This window comes from Pseudomonas sp. JQ36 (genome assembly GCF_053851495.1).
Genome location: NZ_CM132642.1, coordinates 5,746,979 through 5,767,241 on the forward strand (window position 1 = coordinate 5,746,979; position 20,263 = coordinate 5,767,241).

15 protein-coding genes are annotated in these 20,263 nt (G+C 59.9%); 5 read left to right on the forward strand and 10 right to left on the reverse strand.

What is annotated here, in order from left to right; translation table 11 throughout:
* Nucleotides 1–146: 146 nt before the first annotated feature.
* Nucleotides 147–2,675, reverse strand: a complete 2,529-nt coding sequence (locus tag ACS4NR_RS25880; protein WP_456018673.1) for a PepSY domain-containing protein — start codon at nucleotides 2,673–2,675, stop codon at nucleotides 147–149.
* A 236-nt stretch (nucleotides 2,676–2,911) separates the two neighbouring features.
* A complete protein-coding gene (locus ACS4NR_RS25885) occupies nucleotides 2,912–5,233 on the reverse strand; it encodes a TonB-dependent receptor (protein ID WP_456018674.1) in 2,322 nt (773 codons plus the stop codon).
* A gap of 207 nt (nucleotides 5,234–5,440) precedes the next feature.
* On the opposite strand from ACS4NR_RS25885, the gene ACS4NR_RS25890 reads away from it, so the two are divergent.
* Nucleotides 5,441–6,121, forward strand: a complete 681-nt coding sequence (locus tag ACS4NR_RS25890) for a Fe2+-dependent dioxygenase (RefSeq protein ID WP_095139806.1) — start codon at nucleotides 5,441–5,443, stop codon at nucleotides 6,119–6,121.
* Nucleotides 6,118–6,876: a tetratricopeptide repeat protein gene (locus ACS4NR_RS25895; protein WP_456018675.1), complete on the forward strand. Its 759-nt coding sequence runs from the start codon at nucleotides 6,118–6,120 to the stop codon at nucleotides 6,874–6,876. The genes ACS4NR_RS25890 and ACS4NR_RS25895 overlap by 4 nt, the downstream gene beginning before the upstream one ends.
* Nucleotides 6,877–7,037: 161 nt before the next feature.
* Here the strand turns inward: ACS4NR_RS25895 and ACS4NR_RS25900 are convergent, their stop codons facing one another.
* The 5 genes from ACS4NR_RS25900 to ACS4NR_RS25920 all read right to left on the reverse strand — a co-directional run bounded on the left by ACS4NR_RS25900 (nucleotide 7,038) and on the right by ACS4NR_RS25920 (nucleotide 12,277).
* Complete coding sequence (locus ACS4NR_RS25900; protein ID WP_115987595.1) at nucleotides 7,038–8,201, reverse strand: type III PLP-dependent enzyme; 1,164 nt, start codon at nucleotides 8,199–8,201, stop codon at nucleotides 7,038–7,040.
* A gap of 651 nt (nucleotides 8,202–8,852) precedes the next feature.
* Entirely contained in the window at nucleotides 8,853–10,010 is a 1,158-nt protein-coding gene (locus tag ACS4NR_RS25905; RefSeq protein WP_456018676.1) for an osmoprotectant ABC transporter ATP-binding protein OsmV, read from the reverse strand.
* On the reverse strand, nucleotides 10,007–10,660 hold the full coding sequence (locus ACS4NR_RS25910) for an ABC transporter permease (protein ID WP_003221593.1): 654 nt from the start codon (nucleotides 10,658–10,660) through the stop codon (nucleotides 10,007–10,009). The genes ACS4NR_RS25905 and ACS4NR_RS25910 overlap by 4 nt, the downstream gene beginning before the upstream one ends.
* A gap of 12 nt (nucleotides 10,661–10,672) precedes the next feature.
* Nucleotides 10,673–11,566 (reverse strand): glycine betaine ABC transporter substrate-binding protein, encoded by an 894-nt coding sequence (locus ACS4NR_RS25915; protein WP_456018677.1) that lies wholly within the window; start codon nucleotides 11,564–11,566, stop codon nucleotides 10,673–10,675.
* Nucleotides 11,567–11,587: 21 nt separating this feature from the next.
* A complete protein-coding gene (locus tag ACS4NR_RS25920) occupies nucleotides 11,588–12,277 on the reverse strand; it encodes an ABC transporter permease (RefSeq protein ID WP_177409065.1) in 690 nt (229 codons plus the stop codon).
* A 359-nt stretch (nucleotides 12,278–12,636) separates the two neighbouring features.
* On the opposite strand from ACS4NR_RS25920, the gene ACS4NR_RS25925 reads away from it, so the two are divergent.
* Entirely contained in the window at nucleotides 12,637–14,220 is a 1,584-nt protein-coding gene (locus tag ACS4NR_RS25925; RefSeq protein WP_007965665.1) for a peptide chain release factor 3, read from the forward strand.
* A 1,711-nt stretch (nucleotides 14,221–15,931) separates the two neighbouring features.
* Here the strand turns inward: ACS4NR_RS25925 and ACS4NR_RS25930 are convergent.
* A complete protein-coding gene (locus ACS4NR_RS25930; RefSeq protein WP_456018678.1) occupies nucleotides 15,932–16,297 on the reverse strand; it encodes a nuclear transport factor 2 family protein in 366 nt (121 codons plus the stop codon).
* 220 nt (nucleotides 16,298–16,517) lie between these two features.
* On the opposite strand from ACS4NR_RS25930, the gene ACS4NR_RS25935 reads away from it, so the two are divergent.
* Both ACS4NR_RS25935 and ACS4NR_RS25940 read left to right on the forward strand, forming a co-directional pair.
* Nucleotides 16,518–17,699 carry an MFS transporter gene (locus tag ACS4NR_RS25935; protein WP_456018679.1) on the forward strand — a complete coding sequence of 394 codons (1,182 nt, stop codon included), beginning with the start codon at nucleotides 16,518–16,520 and terminating at the stop codon, nucleotides 17,697–17,699.
* A gap of 159 nt (nucleotides 17,700–17,858) precedes the next feature.
* Nucleotides 17,859–18,107: a hypothetical protein gene (locus ACS4NR_RS25940; protein WP_095139460.1), complete on the forward strand. Its 249-nt coding sequence runs from the start codon at nucleotides 17,859–17,861 to the stop codon at nucleotides 18,105–18,107.
* Nucleotides 18,108–18,307: 200 nt separating this feature from the next.
* Here ACS4NR_RS25940 and ACS4NR_RS25945 read toward each other — a convergent pair whose 3' ends face one another.
* On the reverse strand, nucleotides 18,308–19,288 hold the full coding sequence (locus ACS4NR_RS25945) for a peptide ABC transporter ATP-binding protein (RefSeq protein ID WP_095139461.1): 981 nt from the start codon (nucleotides 19,286–19,288) through the stop codon (nucleotides 18,308–18,310).
* Nucleotides 19,288–20,256, reverse strand: a complete 969-nt coding sequence (locus ACS4NR_RS25950; protein WP_095139462.1) for an ABC transporter ATP-binding protein — start codon at nucleotides 20,254–20,256, stop codon at nucleotides 19,288–19,290. The genes ACS4NR_RS25945 and ACS4NR_RS25950 overlap by 1 nt, the downstream gene beginning before the upstream one ends.
* Nucleotides 20,257–20,263: the final 7 nt, after the last annotated feature.

A 20,263-nucleotide genomic window follows, 5' to 3' on the forward strand; every position in this document is an offset into this window, starting at 1 on the left:
TTGTATCGAGTTGTACATCGACCTGAAAGACCGAGCCGATTATGGATTCGGTGAATCACCTTCAGGTCGGTGTATTTATCCGCCATCCCCCGATCAGTCCCCTCTCCCTCCGGGAGAGGGTTAGGGTGAGGGGATCTTTGGATGAGTCAGTAAACGTCGCGGCGATAGCGGCCCTGTTCGATCAGACGTTCGACTTCGGCGGTGCCGAGGATGTCGTTGAGTGCCTGATCGACGCCGGCGGCCATGCCCTGCAGGCTGCCGCAGATGTAGATCACTGCGCCGTCAGCCAGCCATTTTTTCAGTTCGTCAGCAGATTCGCGCAGGCGATCCTGGACGTAAATCTTTTGCGCCTGATCCCGCGAAAACGCCAGATCGAGTCGCGCCAGATCGCCATTGATCAACCACTCCTCCAGCTCTGCACGGCAAAGGAAGTCGTGCTGGCGATTGCGCTCACCGAACAGCAGCCAGTGACGCTGCTGACCGTCGGCGATGCGTGCTTTGAGCAGGCTGCGCAGCCCGGCCAGCCCCGTGCCGTTGCCCAGCAGAATCATCGGCACCGCTTCGTTCGGCAAGTGGAAGCCACTGTTGCGCCGCACGCGCAGGCTGATGCTGCCACCCACGGGCGCATGCTCGGTCAGCCAGCCGGAGCCGATGCCCAGGCTGCCGTCGCTGTGTTGTTCCTGACGCACGATCAGTTCCAGCACGCCGTCGGCGGCAATCGAGGCGATCGAGTATTCGCGCATGGCCAGCGGCACCATCGCATCGACCAGCGCTTGCGCGTGCAGGCCGACCAGATGCGCGCGATGTTCGGGTAACTGGCGGCTGGCGAGGGCGATTTCCAGTGGTTCTTCGAGGCCGTTGACCTTCACTGTGGTTTCACCACGAATGCCGAGGCCGTCGAGGAAATGTTCGATGGCCCACGGGCAGTTGCGCGGCAGCACTTCCACGAGGTCGCCGGCCAGCCAGCTGCTGGTGCTCGGTGCCTTCAGGCCCAACAGGTAAACCGGCGCGCCGCTGCTGTCGGGGTTCATCAGTTCGCGGCTGACCAGCGTCCAGTTGTCGTAGCTCGGCGCTTGCCAGCTGTCGACCGGCGCTTGCCCGGTCAACTGTCCGAGCTGGGTTTGCCAGTGACGCAGGGCGTAGGGGTCGCCGCTGTCGACTTCGACCGGGGCGAACAGGGTCTTGCCGCCGTGCTCGCCCAACCACTGATGCAGGCGTCGGGCGAAACCGCAGAAATTCTGGTACTGGCGGTCGCCGAGGCCCAGCACCGCATAGTTCAGGCCGTCGAAGCTGGCGGCGTTGCTCAGCACTTTGCGCTCGAAACCGCGGGCGCTGTCCGGTGCTTCGCCGTCGCCGAACGTGCTGACCACGAACAGCGCGTTATTCGACTCACGCAGATCCTGCGCGCTGACGTTCGCCAGCGGCTGCACCTTCACCGGCAACCCGGCGGCCTGCAATTGTCCGGCGGTCTGCCACGCCAGTTGTTCGGCAAAACCGCTCTGGCTGGCGAAACCCACTAGCCATGCCGGTGCATCAGCGGCCGGTGCCTGAAGACCTTTGCGCGCGTCCTGAATCTGTTTTTTCTTGCGCCGGCGATCCAGATACAGCAGCCATCCGGTGATGAAAAACAGCGGCATGCACACGGCGGCGAGGGTGACAATGATTCGTCCGACCAGACCGAAATAACTGCCGACGTGCAGCGCGTAAATGCTGGTCAACAGCTGCGCCTTGAAGCTCTTGTCGGCGTAGCGGTCGACACGTTTGACCACGCCCGTGGCCGGGTCGAGGGTGATCTGGTTCAGCGCGCGATCATGCGGCGAGCTGTCGAGCAGGTAGAACACGGTCGCCGGCTGCCCGGCCACTGGCGGCATGCGGATGTTGTAAGCCGACAGGCCCGGGCCGGCAGCGCTGTAGATGCTGCTCCACATCGCCGCGTAGTCGGCCGTCGGTGCCGGGCCTTCCGGCGCCGGCCCGCGACCGCCGCGCACGCGCTCGTTTTGCGGCGCGTCGGAAAGCAGTCGGGTCAGGCCTTTGTTGTACCACTCGTACGACCAGGACAACCCGGTCAACGCCAGCAGCAGATACACCAGCAAACACCAGGTGCCGGCCACCGAGTGCAGATCCCAATTGAAGCTGCGGCCCTTTTTCTTCCAGTCGAGGGTCAGCCACACGCGCCAGCTGTTCCACTGTCGTGGCCAGCGCAGGTACAGCCCGGAGAGGCAGAAGAACACCAGGATCAGGGTGCAGGCGCCAGTGATGTTGCGCCCGGTATCGCCCATGGCGAGGAAGCGGTGCAGTTGCAGCATCAGGCCGAAGAAATCCTGGCCAACCGCGTCGCCCATGAACTCGCCGGTGTACGGATCGAAGTAGCGCATCTCGCCACGACGTTCGCCTTTGGGCGGGGTGAAGTAGACGCGTGCGGCGTTGCCGCTGTCGGTCTCGACCCAGAGCATCGCGACTTTCTTGCCGGAGCTCGCTTCGATGTGTTCCACCAGCTCGACTGGAGGCAGGACGCCAGCGACCTGTTTTTCCACTTGCAACACCGACGGGTTCAGCGCCCGCAGGATTTCGTCCTGGAACGAATAGGCGGCACCGGTAATGCCCATCAGGGCCAGCACCAGCCCGGCAGTGATGCCGAAAAACCAGTGCAACTGGAACAGGGTTTTCTTCAACACGTCGCTCGCCTTGTCCGTTCGAAAATTGTCATCACGGCGCGCATTATGCCGTGGGTTGTCGAGAGCTTCTTTGATTACGCACAAAGGCCCCGTTCAATCTAATGAACGGGGCCGGATCTGCTGATTGCATTAACTGTGGGAGGGGGCTTGCTCGCGAATGCGTCGTGTCAGTCGATATCTGTTTCACTGACACATCGCCTTCGCGAGCAAGCCCGCTCCCACATTTACCGCATCAATCAGAAGTGGAAGTTGGTGCTCAACAGTGCCGTACGGCCCGCCGCCTGGTTGGCGAAGTGGGTCGAGAAGGCTTTGTCGTAGTAGGTTTCATTGGTCAGGTTCTGCACGTTGAGTTGCAGGTCGACGTTCTTGCTCAGCTTGTAGGCGGCCATCGCGTCGTAACGTACATAGGAATCGACCATCGTGGTGTTCGCTACACTGCCGTAGACGTCGTCGACGTAGAACGCGCCGCCACCGAGGGTCAGCTTCGGTGTGACCTGATAAGTGGTCCACAGACTGGCGCTGTTTTTCGGCGTGTTCGGCAGTTCGTTGCCGTCGTTGGCCCTGCCCATCGGGCCGCCGTCGACTTGTTCGCTGTCCATGAACGCGTAGCCGGCGAACACTTGCCACTTGTCGGTGATCTTGCCGCTGGCCGACAGCTCGATACCTTGCACGCGGGTCTTGCCGGCATTCTCGTAGGAGGTGGTGTCGACTTGCACGCGAGCGTTTTCTTTCTCGGTGCGGAACAGGTCAGCGGTCAGCGACAGGCGATCGTTCAACAGATCCCACTTGGTGCCGATTTCGTAGTTCTTGGTGGTTTCCGGTTCCATGTCGCTCTTGAGCAGGTTGCCATTGCGATCCGGGGTGCCGCCCAGCGGGTTGCCTTCCTGGCCTTCACCGAGGGTGTTGCCAGGTGGCGTCGCGGAGGTCGCGTAGGAGGCGTAGATGCTGCCGTTCGGTGCCGGTTTGTAGACCACGCCGAACTGACCGGTGACGAATTCGCTGGTGTCATCACCCTTGGAGGTGGTGGTGCCGGCGTTGTTGTAGGTCTTGTAATCGGTGTCGAAGTGGTCGTAACGCAGCCCCATGTTCACCAGCCACTGCTCGGACAACTCCAGGGTGTCGAACGCATACAGCGCGTAAGTATTGGCCTTGGTGTCGGTGCCGGCGTAGTTGCGCGAGATCGCGCCGTTCCACGGATCGTTCGGGGTCGGGTTCGACAGCGAGGTGCAGTTGTAGCCGCTGGACGCGCCGATCATCGACGGGGTGCAGTTGCTGCTTGCTGCCACGTTAGTGGTGCGCGGCGTGGTGTCGGTGTTGACGTTGTACGAGGACTTCTGGCCTTCCTCGCGGGTGTATTCGACACCGGTGGAGAAGCTGTTCTTGAAACCGGCGACGTAGAAGTTGCCGAACAGGTCAGTCTGGTTGGTGGTGGTCTCGGTGTTGCTCACCCGCGTGTTGGCACGGCGCCAGACGCTGCCATTGTTGACGTTGCCCTTGCTGTCGTCCGGCTGGGTGAGGATGTAATCCTGCATGCTGGTGCCGTGGCGCAGGGTGTTCTTGATGGTCAGCGAGTCGCTCAGGTCATGCTCGATGGCGAAGGTCGCGGTGTCGGTGCGGCCCTTGCGGAAGTCGCGATCCAGACCGTAGAAGTTGCTGTGATCACCACCGGCGTATGGCTTGTCCGGGTTGGACTTGGTGCGTGCCGCCGAACCACCGGCCGGGATGGTGTAGGGAATGCCCGAGTCCGGGGTGTCGTTGCTTTCCAGATGGTAGTAATCGAGGTTGACGCGGGTGTCGGTGCCCAGGCCAAACGCCAGGGAAGGCGCGATGCCCCAGCGGTCGTAATCGACTTTGTCGCGACCGGCGACGTTGCTCTCGTGGCTCATCAGGTTCAGACGGCCAGCAGCGGTGTCGCTGAACTGGTAGTTGCCGTCGAGGGTGTAGCGCTGGGTCTGGTCGGAGCCCCAGGTGAAACCACCGTCGAACGAGTTGCCCAGGTGCGCTTTCTTGCTCACCAGATTGATGCTGCCGCCGGCTGCGCCGCGACCGCCGATGGCCGAGTTCGGGCCCTTGCTGACTTCGATGTTTTCCACGGCGAAGATTTCGCGGCTCTGCGAACCGGTGTCGCGCACGCCGTCGAGGTAGGTGTCACCCTGGGCGTCGAAGCCACGAATGAACGGACGGTCACCCTGCGGGTTGCCGCCTTCACCGGCGCCGAAGGTGATGCCCGGCACGGTGCGCAGCGCGTCCTGCATGTTCAGGGCGCCGGTGTCTTTGAGCACTTGTTGCGGGATGACGGTGACCGAGCGCGGCGTGTCGACCAGCGGCGCGGTGTACTTGGGCGAGGAGGCTTTTTCGACCTGGTAGGACGTCGAGTCCTGCGCTTCGCCGGTGATGGCGGTGGCGTCCAGGGCGATGGCATTGCCAGAGGCTTTGCTATCGGTCTTTTCCGCGGCGAAGACCATCTGGCCAGCGGAGCCGGCGGTGATGGCGACACCAATGGCCGACGCGAGCAGACGTGGTGAACTGACCGGCAATTGAACCTGTTGACGTGACATTTTTATTCCCCTCCCCAAGGATTTGAGGTCGCGGAATATAGGGTAAACAGGTATTCGTATCAATTGCGAAACATTGTTATTCGCGACGAATTTACATTCTTTACAATTTAACCTTACGGTTTTTGCCGATTCATCCGTCGTGCGGGTTTTACACGGCCAATAAGAATCAATACCATTGGCACCCCTTTACCATCAGGTACGATCACCATGCTGCTGCACATCCCCGGCCTGTTCGCCAAAGAAGAAGTGCAGCGCATCCGCGAGGCGCTGGAGCAGGCGGATTGGGCTGATGGCAAGATCACCGCCGGCTACCAGTCGGCCAAGGCCAAGCACAATCTGCAATTGCCTGAAGGCCATCCACTGGCCAAGGAAATCGGCGCAGCGATGCTCGAACGACTGTGGAAAAATCCGCTGTTCATGTCGGCCGCGCTGCCGCACAAAGTATTCCCGCCGTTACTCAACTGCTACACGGCGGGCGGCAGTTTCGACTTTCACATCGACAACGCCGTGCGCCAGCCCAAAGGCAGCATCGAGCGGGTGCGCACCGATCTGTCGGCCACACTGTTTTTCAGCGAACCCGAGGATTACGACGGCGGCGAGCTGGAGATTCAGGACACCTTCGGCACGCAACGGGTGAAACTGCCCGCCGGCGACATGGTGCTCTATCCCGGAACCAGCCTGCACAAGGTCAACGCGGTCACGCGGGGTGCGCGTTATGCGTCGTTCTTCTGGACGCAAAGCCTGGTGCGCGAAGACAGTCAGCGCGCGTTGTTGTTCGAGATGGACGGGGCGATTCAGCAACTGACTCAAGACATGCCTGATCATCCTTCGCTGATCCGCCTCACCGGTACGTATCACAACCTGCTGCGGCGCTGGGTCGAGGTATGAGTTTCCTGCTGCGTCGCGAGGAAATCCTCAGCGGCGAACAACTTAGCGCCATGCTCGGCGAAAGTCCGGCCCGTGCCGCGCAAGCGATTTTGCTCGCGGCGGGTGAGGGCGAAGTTGAAGCGCAGGCGTTGCTTGGACAGATTCTTCTGGATGGACAGGGCATCGCGCAGGATCAGCCGCTGGCGCTGCGCTGGTTCGGCATCGCCGCCGGGCGCGGGCATTTGATGGCGCGCAACATGCTCGGGCGTTGTCATGAGCATGGCTGGGGGTGTTCGGCAGATGCGGCGATTGCCGCACAGCACTATCGGATCGCGGCGCAAGCCGGACTGGATTGGGCGATGTACAACCTCGCCAATCTGCTCGCCACCGGGCGGGGCGTGGCGGTGGATCATCAACAGGCGTTGGCGCTGTATCGGCGCGCGGCTGAATTGGGCCATGCGAAATCGATGAATTTGCTGGGGCGCTATCTGGAAGAAGGGCAGGTGTGCCCGGCGGATCCTGTGGCAGCGCGTGATTGGTATCGACGTTCGGCTGAGGCTGGGGATTTTCGTGGGCAGTTCAGTTTTGCTGCAGTTTTGGCGGGCGAGGGGCGGATTGATGGGGCGGTCGATTGGCTTGAGAAAGCTTTGGCCGGCGGCAATCTGAATTTTCTGCGGGTGGCGAGTCAGGCACTGTTAAGTGCGACAGATCCCGGAATCCGGGGGATGGCATCCAGATATCAGCTTCGCGCCGATGAGTTAAGCCGCACTGCATAACCCCTGTGGAGGCGGGCTTGCTCGCGAAGGCGTTGTGTCAGTCATCATCATCCGCACTGGCCCACCGCATTCGCGAGCAAGCCCGCTCCCACAATGGATTGCATCGACATACAAAAAAGCCCATGACACGTCATGGGCTTTTTGCATTATGGCTTCAGCGCTTACACGTAAAACGATTTCAGCGGCGGGAAGCCATTGAATTCGACGGCGCTGTAACTGGTGGTGTACGCACCGGTCGACAGCCAGTACAGACGATCACCAATGGCCAGGTTCAGCGGCAGGCCATATTTGTAGTTCTCGTACATGATGTCGGCGCTGTCGCAGGTCGGGCCGGCGATGACCACTTCTTCCATCTCGCCTTTCTTCTCGGTCCAGATCGGGAACTTGATCGCTTCGTCCATGGTTTCGATCAGGCCGGAGAACTTGCCTACATCGGTATACACCCAACGCTCGACGGCGGTGCGGGATTTACGCGCAACCAGCACCACTTCGCTGACCAGAATACCGGCGTTGGCGATCAACGAACGGCCCGGCTCCAGAATGATTTCCGGCAGGTCATCACCGAAGTCTTCCTTCAGGAAGCGGATGATCTCTTCGGCGTAGGTTTCCAGGCTGTTGGTGCGGGTGATGTAGTTGGCCGGGAAGCCGCCGCCCATGTTGATCAGCTTCAAGTGGATGCCGTCTTCTTCTTTCAGACGCTCGAAGATCACTTTGACCTTGGCGATCGCTGCGTCCCAGACGCTGATATCCCGCTGCTGCGAACCAACGTGGAAGGAGATGCCGTAAGGCACCAGGCCCAGGTCGCGGGCGAGGATCAGCAGGTCCATGGCCATGTCGGTCTGGCAACCGAATTTGCGCGACAGCGGCCAGTCAGCGGTGGTCGAGCCTTCAGTCAGGATGCGCACATAGACTTTCGAACCCGGCGCGGCCTTGGCAATGTTACGCAGGTCGGCTTCGGAGTCGGTGGCGAACAGGCGCACGCCCTTCTCAAAGAAGTAGCGGATGTCCTTGGATTTCTTGATGGTGTTGCCGTAGCTGATCTGATCCGGGCTGACGCCACGGCTCAGCACTTTGTCCAGCTCATAGATGGAGGCGATGTCGAAGCTCGAGCCTTTCTCTTTGAGCAGGTCGATGATCTCGACAGCCGGGTTGGCCTTGACCGCGTAGTAGACCTTGGCGAATTCGAAACCGGCGCGCAGGTCGTCATAGGCCTGGCTGATCATCGCGGTGTCGATCACCACGAACGGGGTTTCCTGTTTGTCGGCGAACGCCTTCATTTTCTGAAAGGTTTCGCGCGCGAAATAGTCTTCGACCTGGATCGACATGCTGGGAGCTCCTATGGGCAAACTCGTAAAAACAATGGGTGCAAATGAACGCCCTCCGTATCCCCACTTTGGTTCGCCTACTTCCCAAGGCATGTCGCCGAAAGCAAAAAGGCCACGGGCGTTTTTGCCCTTGGCCTTGCTGTCTCGTCGTCAGTACTTGAGCCGGATGGATCGTTTCCAGCATGGACGTTCGGCGCGAACTTTAGGGCGTGAGGGGCCTGAGATCAACTAAAAATGTCGCGTTTTTGCACGCTTCTGACGTGCGTCGCGAATATCACTCTTTGTAGCCGACCGAGATGACGGACAGATGTTCCCCGGGAATTTCCATGTGTTAAAAATACCTGCACGTTCGCCGCTTTTGTCGGCTAATTATCGGGGAAGTGTGATCGGCGCAACATCGGCGACGTTGGCGGCGAGAGGCGGGTGTGAGGGGGATTTTGATGGGTGTGGCGGGTGCTTTAGCAGTGCCAGAGCCAACCTCGGTGTTGATATTCTTTTCCAGTCTTTGAAAACACAAAAAAACTGTGGCGAGGGAGCTTGCTCCCGCTGGACTGCGAAGCAGTCCCCGCTTTTTTTAAAAGAGGGGCCGCTGCGCGACCCAGCGGGAGCAAGCTCCCTCGCCACAGGTTCGGTGTGCGACCTTTTTATCGATCAGGCGATTACAGCCTCAGCCGGCGAGACGATACTGGTCTTCATCCCGCGTGAACGACCTGAACTCAGGTAGGCCGCAATCGACTCCTGCGTCACCTCACCGAGGAACACCCGCTCGGCATCCATCACCGGCAGCCACGAACGGTTGAACTCATACATGCGTGACAACAGGATGCGCAAATGTTCGTCGTACGCCGCCGTGGCGTTGAACTCGCGCAGATACTGCCCGCAGGTGCCGGTCTGGCGATGCAGGTCGCGGCGACGCACGTAACCCAGCGCCTTGTTCTCGGCACAGGTGACCACCACATAGCGGCGGTCATGCTCGTCCATCAATTCCAGCGCATCGGCCACCGGGGTTTCCGGGCTGACCGACGGCGCGTTGTCGGCGGCGTCCTCGGCCTTCACCAGCAGCAGACGTTTGAGGGTACTGTCCTGGCCAACGAAGTTGCTGACGAAATCGTCCGCCGGGTGCGCGAGCAGGGTGTCCGGGTGATCGATCTGCAGCAGTTTACCGGCGCGGAAGATCGCGATCTTGTCGCCGAGTTTGATCGCTTCGTCGATGTCGTGGCTGACCATGATCACGGTCTTGTTCAGCGCCCGTTGCATCTCGAAGAACTCGTTCTGGATCATCTCGCGGTTGATCGGGTCGACCGCACCGAACGGTTCGTCCATCAGCAACAGCGGCGCATCCGCCGCCAGTGCGCGGATCACACCGATGCGCTGTTGCTGGCCACCGGACAACTCGCGCGGATAGCGATGCAGATACTGCTTGGGTTCCAGCTTGATCATGCTCATCAGTTCGCGAGCGCGATCGTGGCATTTCTGTTTGTCCCAGCCGAGCAGTTTCGGCACCACGACGATGTTCTCTTCGATGGTCATGTTCGGGAACAGGCCGATCTGCTGAATCACGTAACCGATGTTGCGGCGCAGTGTCACCTCGTCGAGGTCGGTGGTGTCTTCGCCGTTGATCAGGATCTTGCCCGAGGTCGGCTTGATCAGACGGTTGATCATTTTCAGCGTGGTGCTTTTACCGCAACCCGATGGCCCGAGGAATACACAGATTTCGCCTTCATTGACGGTCAGGCTCACCGAGTCCACGGCTTTGACATCTTTGCCGTTGCTCTGGAAGGTCTTGCTGAGGTTTTGAAGTTCGATCATTTGAGGAGTCCTTTTGGAGTCAGCGTACGTTGCAGCCACTGCAGGAGAAGGTCGGCGAAGATCGCCAGAAGACTGACCAGCAGCGCGCCGACGATCAGCATCGACATGTCGCTGCGGCTGATGGAGGCGAGGATCAGCACACCGAGGCCACCGGCGCCGATGGTCGCGGCGATGGTCATCACGCCGATGTTCATCACCACGGCGGTGCGCACGCCGGCGAGGATCACTGGCACCGCAATCGGCAACTCGACCATGCGCAGGCGCTGGCCGAAGGTCATGCCGATGCCGCGTGCGGCTTCACGGATTCCCGGTTCAACGCCGGTCAAGGCGAGGTAGGTGTTGCGCATGATCGGCAGCAGTGAATAAAGGAACACCGCGGTGATCGCCGGCATCGGCCCGAGGCCCTGGCCGAACTTGGAGTAGAACGGCAGCAGCAAACCGAACAGCGCAATCGACGGCACCGTCAGCAGCACCGTTGCGCTGGCCTGCAAGGGGCCTGCGAGGCTCGGAAAACGCGTCATCAGAATGCCCAGCGGCACACCGATGAAAATCGCCAGCGTCACCGCAATGCCGACCAGAGTGATGTGCTGCCAGGTCAGGTGCATCACCTGCTGCCAGTCGAGGTGGGAAAAGGCGTTCAGAAATTCCATGACTTTTCCTCCTTAGTTGAGTGGGTGCTGGCGCAGGAAATCCGCGGCGACTTTCGATGGGCTTTCGTGATCGACGTCGACCCGCGCGTTGAGCTGGCGCATGGTTTCGTCGTCGAACAGTTGCGCCAGCGGCTTGAGTTGCTCGGCCAGTTGCGGGTGCGCATCGAGGTAGGCCTGACGCACTACCGGCGCGGCGGTGTAGTCGGGGAAGTAGTGCTTGTCGTCTTCCAGCAGTTTCAGGCCGAACGCATTCAGGCGACCGTCGGTGGTGTAGACCAGACCGGCAAACACCTGGCCGTTGCGCAGCGCGGTGTAGACCAGCCCCGCATCCATCTGGCGGATATTCTTGCGAGTCAGGTTCATGTCGTAGAGCTTGACCATGCCGTCCAGACCGTCGGAGCGGTTGGCGAACTCGGTGTCCAGCGCCACCAGGTGATTGGTCTTGGCCTCATCGCGCAGCACCTTGTTCAGGCCGCTGATGGTGTTGATCTGTGGATACTCCTCGGCGACTTTTTTCGGCAGGGCGAGGGCGTAGGTGTTGCTGAATTTCGACGGGGTCAGCCAGATCAGGCCTTTTTTCGCGTCGAGTTCTTTCACTCGGGCGTAGGACTGTTCGCTGTCGAGTTTTTCGGTGACATGGTTGTAGGCCACCAGCGACACGCCGGTGTATTCCCAGAGCATGTCCAGTTGTCCGCTTTCGTGGGCGCTGCGGGCCAGGTTGCTGCCCAGTCCGCCGGTGATCTGCGCGTCGTAGCCTTTGCTGCGCAGGTATTGCGCGGTGATTTCCGCGAGCAGGGTCTGCTCGGTGAACACCCGGGCGCCGAGGCGAATGAGCGGTTTTTCCGCCGCCTGGGCAAATCCTGCGAACAGCATGATGCAGCCCAAGATCAAGCTAAATCGTTTCATAAATATTCCTTCGCAAAAGCCTTAAGACGGGCGCAAACCGCGTTCCAGCCAGAGACGGCTGGCGAGGGTGACCACGCCATCGAGCAGCAGGGCCAGCAGCGCGGTGCACGCGGCGCCGAGCAGCAGTTGCGGCTGATTGTTCAGGGCGATGCCAGGGAAGATCAGGCTGCCGAGGCTGTTGGCGCCGATCAGGAAGGCCAGCGGCGCGGTGCCGACGTTGATCGCCAGTGCAACGCGCACGCCACCGATGATGATCGGCACGGCGTTGGGCAATTCGACTTTCCACAGCACCTGGCGCGGGGTCATGCCGATGCCGACGGCGGCTTCTTTCAACGAACCCTGGACGTTTTTCAGGCCTTCGTAGGTGTTGCGCACGATCGGCAACAGGGAAGCGAGGAACAAAGCGAAGATCGCCGGGCCACTGCCGATGCCGAGAATCCCCAGGGCAATCGCCAGTACAGCCAGCGGTGGCACGGTGTTGCCGATATTGAAGATCTGCATGAAGCGTTCAGCGCGGCCGACCATGGTCGGGCGACTGAGAAAGATACCGGCGGGGATGCCCACGACCAGGGCGGCCAGCATTGAAGCGAGGACGAGAATCAGATGAGCTTGCAGGTAAAACAACAAATCGTCGCGGTAGTGTTCGATCGTGTTGATGCCGATCCAGTGGATCAGCAGGGCCAGGAGCGCGATAACCACCGCACCTCCCATCAGCCCTTTGCCATAGCGGATAGCCACAGGCGGACTCCTTTTCTTGTAGTCGGCGAACGCTCTCCCGTGTGGCATGCCAAGCCTTGGCTGCCGGGAATAAACGTTCGCGAGAAGCAGCTCCCTCAGCACCGGCAACAAGCGGTCTGAAAGCGAGCCATGAGCGCAGCCTCGTCAGGCTAACTTGCTGATTTTTCAGCCCCTGACGAAATGTCGTAACAGGGGATGGACGTCTCCGGGCTTTAAAAGGTTCCCATCCGGGGCAGCATTTGGCCACCCTTAATGTGCTCAACGGTTCGGTTATTGCATCGACTTGGGCTATAATCGCGGCCCTTTTTTGAATCACCGCCAGGCGATTTCCCATGACCAACCAGGCCGCCGAAGTCGCGAAACGCCGCACTTTCGCCATTATTTCCCACCCCGATGCCGGTAAAACCACGATCACCGAAAAGCTCCTGTTGATGGGCAAGGCGATTGCGGTGGCCGGTACGGTGAAATCCCGTAAATCCGATCGCCATGCGACATCCGACTGGATGGAGATGGAGAAGCAGCGGGGTATTTCCATTACCACGTCGGTCATGCAGTTCCCGTATCGCGAACACATGATCAACCTGCTCGACACCCCGGGCCACGAAGACTTCTCCGAAGACACCTACCGCACCCTGACGGCGGTCGACTCGGCGCTGATGGTGCTCGACGGCGGTAAAGGCGTTGAGCCACGGACCATCGCCCTGATGGACGTCTGCCGTCTGCGTGACACGCCGATCGTCAGCTTCATCAACAAACTCGACCGTGACATCCGCGACCCGATCGAACTGCTCGACGAGATCGAAGCTGTTCTGAAGATCAAGGCAGCGCCGATCACCTGGCCGATCGGTTGCTATCGCGACTTCAAGGGCGTGTACCACCTGGCCGACGACTACATCATTGTCTACACCGCCGGTCACGGTCACGAACGCACCGAAACCAAGATCATCGAGAAGCTCGATTCCGACGAGGCGCGCGCGCACTTGGGCGATGAGTACGAGCGCTTCCTCGAACAACTGGAACTGGTGCAGGGCGCCTGCCACGAGTTCAACCAGCAGGAGTTCCTCGACGGTCAACTGACCCCGGTGTTCTTCGGTACGGCATTGGGCAACTTCGGTGTCGACCACGTGCTCGATGCTGTCGTTGACTGGGCACCGCGTCCGCTGGCCCGTGTCGCCAACGAGCGTACCGTGGAGCCGGTGGAAGAGAAGTTCTCGGGCTTCATCTTCAAGATCCAGGCGAACATGGACCCGAAGCACCGCGACCGTATCGCCTTCATGCGTATCTGTTCCGGCAAGTACGAGAAAGGCATGAAGATGCGCCACGTGCGTACCGGCAAGGACGTGCGCATCGGCGACGCCCTGACGTTCTTCTCTTCCGAGCGTGAGCAGCTGGAAGAGGCGTACGCCGGCGACATCATCGGTCTGCACAACCACGGCACGATCCAGATTGGCGACACCTTCAGCGAAGGCGAAGTCCTCGGTTTCACCGGTATCCCGCACTTCGCCCCGGAACTGTTCCGTCGTGTGCGTCTGCGTGATCCGCTGAAGTCCAAGCAGTTGCGTCAGGGGCTGCAGCAGTTGGCTGAAGAGGGCGCGACTCAGGTGTTCTTCCCTGAGCGCAGCAACGACATCATTCTGGGCGCCGTCGGTGTGCTGCAGTTCGATGTGGTCGCCAGCCGTTTGAAAGAGGAATACAAGGTTGAGTGCTCTTACGAGCCGATCACCGTGTACTCCGCGCGCTGGATCGAATGCAGCGACAAGAAGAAGCTTGAGGAGTTTTCCAACAAGGCTGTGGAGAACCTCGCACTGGATGGTGGTGGGCACCTGACCTATCTCGCGCCGACGCGGGTTAACCTGGCGTTGATGGAAGAGCGGTGGCCGGATGTGAAATTCCGTGCGACGCGTGAGCATCATTAAGCGCTGAGCTGGGTTGTTCGAAAGCCCCTGAGGTGTAGGCCTTGGGGGCTTTTTTTGGGGCTTTGTCTTGGCGGCCTTTGGGCCGACCAGGTTCCTGGTTTTTTTGGGTACATATCCGTTTTTTTGGTAACGGCTACTTAGGGTTTCGCCCTTACGGCGAGTCACCTTTTCCAAACGCCGAAAAGGTAACCCAAAAGGCTTGCTCCTGCGTTCGGCCCGCTCGCTGGGGCTCGGGGTTCCTTCGCTGCGGGATTGATCCGGGCGCAGCGCCTCCGGTTTGCTTCGCTGCACCTCCTCTCGCTGTGTTTGGCTTCGCCAAACGGTCGCTGCGCTCCCACCCCCGGATCAATCCCTCCACTCAGCCTTCCGACGTCGCCCGTGGATCAAGATCAAGAGCGGTACTCGAGCTGGCGCTCATTGTTTTGAGTGGGGCGGCTGCGCCGCATGGGGCATACACAAATCAAAACCGTGGGAGCTGGCTTGCCAGCGATGGCGGCCTGATAGCCGACCAATTTCTACCTGAATACACCGGGTTCAACCTGTGGGAGCGGGCTTGCTCGCGAAAGCGGTTTCACAGCCGACCAATCTCCAACTGAGCACAACCAATCCCACTGTAGGAGCCAGCCTGCTGGCGATGGCGGCCTGACAGCAGACCAATCTCTAACTGATTGCACCCAATCCAATTGTGGGAGCGGGCTTGCTCGCGAAAGCGGTTTCACAGCCGACCAATCTCCAACTGAACACAACCAATCCCACTGTAGGAGCCAGCCTGCTGGCGATGGCGGCCTGACAGCAGACCAATCTCTAACTGATTGCACCCAATCCAATTGTGGGAGCGGGCTTGCTCGCGAAAGCGGTTTCAAAGCCGACCAATCTCCAACTGAGCACAACCAATCCCACTGTAGGAGCCAGCCTGATGGCGGCCTGACAGCAGACCAATCTCTAACTGATTGCACCCAATCCAATTGTGGGAGCGGGCTTGCTCGCGAAAGCGGTTTCAAAGCCGACCAATCTCCAACTGAGCACAACCAATCCCATTGTAGGAGCCAGCCTGCTGGCGAAGGCGGCCTGACAGCAGACCAATCTCTAACTGATTGCACCCAATCCAATTGTGGGAGCGGGCTTGCTCGCGAAAGCGGTTTCAAAGCCGGCCAATCTCCAACTGAGCACTACCGATCCCACTGTAGGAGCCAGCCTGCTGGCGATGGCGGCCTGACAGCAGACCAATCTCTAACTGATTGCACCCAATCTAATTGTGGGAGCGGGCTTGCTCGCGAAAGCGGTTTCAAAGCCGACCAATCTCCAACTGAGCACAACCAATCTCACTGTAGGAGCCAGCCTGCTGGCGAAGGCGGCCTGACAGCAGACCAATCTCTAACTGATTGCACCCAATCCAATTGTGGGAGCGGGCTTGCTCGCGAAAGCGGTTTCACAGCCGACCAATCTCCAACTGAGCACAACCGATCCCACTGTAGGAGCCAGCCTGCTGGCGATGGCGGCCTGACAGCCAACCATTTTCTAACTGAGCGCACTCAATCGAACGAGCGAGCGACCGACCGAAGGCTACAGAGGGTTGTGGGGCGGATCCTTTTTTGTGGCTGCGATGCTCTTGAGCGCTACAAACTGGGTGCTGGCCATCAGTTCTATCGGTCATATCACCCGATTGACGATGGCAGGGTAGGGAACTGTTGATCCCGGCCGTTGTGGCGGTTTACTGCACCGGTAGCAATGTTCCCTGGTGAAAGAACATCTGCCACTGCTCGGCCTGTTTGCGCCAGATCGAGCTACGCAGTGTGTTGACCGTGACACCTTGAGCCTTATCCACGTTCTGGCAGTGATAGGTCACCAGCACAATGTCGTCCGACAGATATCTACTGCTGAATTGACTGATGGTGCGCTGCGTAAAGGTCTGTAGTGGCAATTGCTCGATTACTTCTGCCTTTGACCATTTATCGCCGCGAGCACCAATCTCGACAAACTCGTCGGCGATCAAGCGCGAAAGATCTTCGGCATTGCTTCGTACAGCTTGCGATAGCAGAGATTGTTCGAGATCCAGCAGAGTTTTTGACAGGTCCATGGCAGTAGCCTTTGTCCGAATGTTCAGCGATACATTACCCATGTTGTTGCGGCAATGGCGACTCACCTCGGTTGAGTGGTGCGTTTGAGGAAATGTCCGCCAGTTGTCTGCTTCACGAGCGTAATCCGGCTCTGCTTTTACATTTCAAAACCTCCGCCCACACGACTTTCCAATTCAACCCGTCTACTGTTCAGCGAACCCTCGCCGCAGCGGACGTTACATGATCAAAGGACTGACTCAACTGATGCGTCTGAAAGGCTATTTCTCCCCAATGTCGTGGGTCCTTGCTGCTCTTTTATTCATCAATCGCCTCAGCGCCATGGTCAAACTCTTCATGGCGCTGTACCTGCGTCAGGAGTTGGGGCTGGCGATTGAAACCGTCGGCTGGTTGCTCTCGGCTTATGGCGCGGGGTTGCTGGTCGGTTCGATGCTTGGCGGTTGGCTCAGTGATCATGTGCGCACGGCGCGGCTGACGGCGGCGCTGTTTTTCGTGTCGGTGTGGGTGCTGATGCTGTTGGGGCTGGTGACGCAGGTGCCGTGGCTCGCCGGTTTGTTGTTGCTCAGCGGTGTGATCGACGGGGCGATTCGTACGTTGCATCAGCGGCTGATCATGGAATATTGCGAGGTGGCGCAGCGTTCTCGCGCGCAGGCCTTGAGCCGGGTGGCGCGCAATCTGGGTATGGCGGCTGCCGGGGTGGCGGGCGGGGTGCTGGCGCAGGCGGATTTCCGTTGGGTGTTTTTTGTCAGTGCGGCGATGACGATGCTGGCGCTGCTATGGTTCATGCGTACGACGTGGCAGCGGCCGGTGTTGGTGGTTGAGGACGAATCCGTCGATGGTTCAAGTGTGCCGTTTCGCGACAAGCCGTTCCTCTGGCTGCTCGCGGCGACGGCCGTGCTGGGCATCGCATTCGACACGGTCTACAGCACGCTGGGCAATTATCTGCGGGACTATTACCACCTGAGCACCACGGCGATCGGCTGGCAGTTCGGGCTCAATGCGTTGCTGGTGATCACGCTGCAGATTCCGTTGTCACACTGCGGCGAGCGTTGGGGCACGCGGCGGCAAATGCTCGCGGGGAGTTTGTTGCTGGCCGGCGGATTGGGCATGTTGCCGTTCGGATCCGGGCTGGCGTTCGTCTGCCTGTCGACGGTGATCTGGACCTTGGGCGAGGCGTTGTTCATGCCGCCGCTGAATGTGCTGGCGATGCAGTTTGCCCAGCGTGGCAAAAGCGGCCAGTACTTTGGTCTGTTCTTTATGAGCTGGAGCGCCAGTGCCTTGTTGTCACCCGTGCTCAGTGGTCAGCTCTATGGTCAGTTTGGCGGTCACAGTGTCTGGCTCATGAGTGCGCTGTTGGTGCTCATCTCCATCCCGCTGACCTGGCAGGCCACGCGCGGTGCTTAGCTGTTTCGGTTATTGCTGTTATTCGAAAGCAATCTGTCTGCCGATGGCATTTCTGCCCGCCTTGCCGCGTCCTAAGTGGTGAGCCGGCCGGATCGCAACTAGATTTCACACGGAGCCAGTCCGGCAAGCATGTCTTAGCGCAACAGGATGGAGTCGGCCATGAAAAGCAGATTGCTACGGATTTTGATGTTGTTGAAAGTGATGGTGATGCTATCCCTCGGCACCGCGACGGCCTGGGCCGAGTGCGAGGATCACGATTCCCAGGCGTTTAACGGCCAGGTCGGACACAGCGGTTTGATGCTCGCCAAGTCGGAATCAGAGCCTGGCGATCAGGGGCAGGGTGGCAGCGCCGATGATGACGACTCGACCACAGATGAACCGGACGATGAAGGCGACAGCCAGACGTAGATCTTGGCCAAAAGAAAACCCCTTCTGCCTCGACTGATGCGCAATCGGGACAGAAGGGGTCTGGTTAACGCTTTAGCTACAACTCAAGCTCCCTGTGGGAGGGGGCTTGCTCCCGAAAGCGGTGAGTCAGTCACCATTGTCAGTGATTGTCATACCGCATTCGCGAGCAAGCCCGCTCCCACACTTTCGTCCGCCGTTAATCAGGCGGCGCCGTCGAGGAATTGCTCGGCGTAGTGGCAGGCCACCTGGCGATTATCCAATTCACGCAACAACGGCTCTTCAGTGCTGCAACGCTCGGTCGCGTATGGGCAGCGCTTGTGGAACGCGCAGCCCGGTGGCGGGTTCAGCGGGTTGGGCAATTCGCCGACGATCTTGATTTTCGGCTTGTTCGGGTCCGGATGAATGGTCGGGGTCGCCGACAGCAGCGCCTGGGTGTACGGGTGCAATGGACGCTCGTAGATGTCGTTCTTCGGACCCATTTCCACCGGGCGACCGAGGTACATCACCATCACATCATCGGCCACGTGTTGCACCACCGCCAGGTTGTGCGAGATGAACACGTAAGCGGTGTTGAATTCCTGCTGCAAGTCCATGAACAGGTTCAGCACCTGCGCCTGAATCGATACGTCCAGCGCCGAGGTCGGTTCATCCGCCACCAGTACTTTCGGTTGCAGCATCATCGCGCGAGCGAGGGCGATCCGCTGGCGCTGACCGCCGGAGAACATGTGCGGATAACGCTGGTAGTGCTCGGGACGCAAGCCGACCTGCTTCATCATCGCCTGGACTTTTTCGCGACGTTCGGCGGCGGACAGGTTGGTGTTGATCAGCAGCGGCTCGCCGAGCTGGTCACCGACTTTTTGCCGTGGGTTCAATGACGCGTACGGGCTCTGGAACACCATCTGCACGTCTTTGCGCAGTTGCTTGCGCTGAGCCTTGTCGGCACCAGCCACTTCCTGCCCGGCGATTTTCAGCGAGCCGGACGACGGCTCTTCAATCAGGGTCAGAGCGCGGGCGAGGGTGGATTTGCCGCAGCCCGATTCGCCGACTACGGCGAGGGTCTTGCCGGCTTCCAGTTCGAACGACACACCGTTGAGGGCGCGCACGGTCGCGTGGCCCTTGAACAGGCCACGGGACACTTCGTAGTGACGGGTCAGGTCGCGGGCGGTAAGTACGACGGCCATTACGCCACCTCCTGGTTCAGCGGGAAGAAGCAGCGAGCGAGGCTGTTGCTTTTCGGATCAAGGGCCGGACGCTGCGCGCGGCAGCTGTCCTGCACGTACGGGCAGCGCGGCGACAGCAGGCAACCCTGCGGACGGTCGTAGCGGCCCGGGACGATGCCCGGCAGGGTCGACAGGCGTGAGGCGCCCTGGCTGTGTTCCGGAATCGCCTTGAGCAGCGCTTCGCTGTACGGGTGTGCCGGGATGTCGAACAGTTGCGGCACCTGACCGACTTCAACGGCTTGGCCGGCGTACATCACGCACACGCGCTGGGCTGTTTCGGCCACGACGGCGAGGTCGTGGGTGATCAGCACCAGGCCCATGTTCTGTTCTTTCTGCAACGCCAGCAGCAGATCCATGATCTGCGCCTGAATCGTCACGTCCAGTGCAGTGGTCGGTTCGTCGGCGATCAGCAGTTTCGGTTCGCCGGCAATCGCCATGGCGATCGCGACACGCTGGCTCATACCGCCCGACAGTTGGTGCGGGTAGGCGTCCATACGGCTGGCGGCGCCCGGGATCTCCACTTTTTCCAGCAACTCGATCGCACGTTTGCGCGCTTGCTTGCCGGACATTTTCAGGTGCAGACGCAGCACTTCTTCGATCTGGAAACCGACGGTGTAGCTCGGGTTGAGCGCGGTCATCGGGTCCTGGAACACCATCGACAGGTCTTTGCCGACGATTTGCCGACGCTGACGATTGCTCAGCTTGAGCATGTCTTTGCCGTCAAAGCTGAGCGAGTCGGCGGTGACGATGCCGGGATGCTCGATCAGGCCCATCAGCGCCATCATGGTCACGGATTTACCCGAACCCGATTCGCCAACGATCGCCAGGACCTCGCCTTTGTCGACTTTCAGGTCGAGGCCATCGACAACGGGTGTCGCGGTTTTGTCGCCGAAGCGAACGTTGAGATTCTTGATTTCTAGCAGTGACATGGGAATC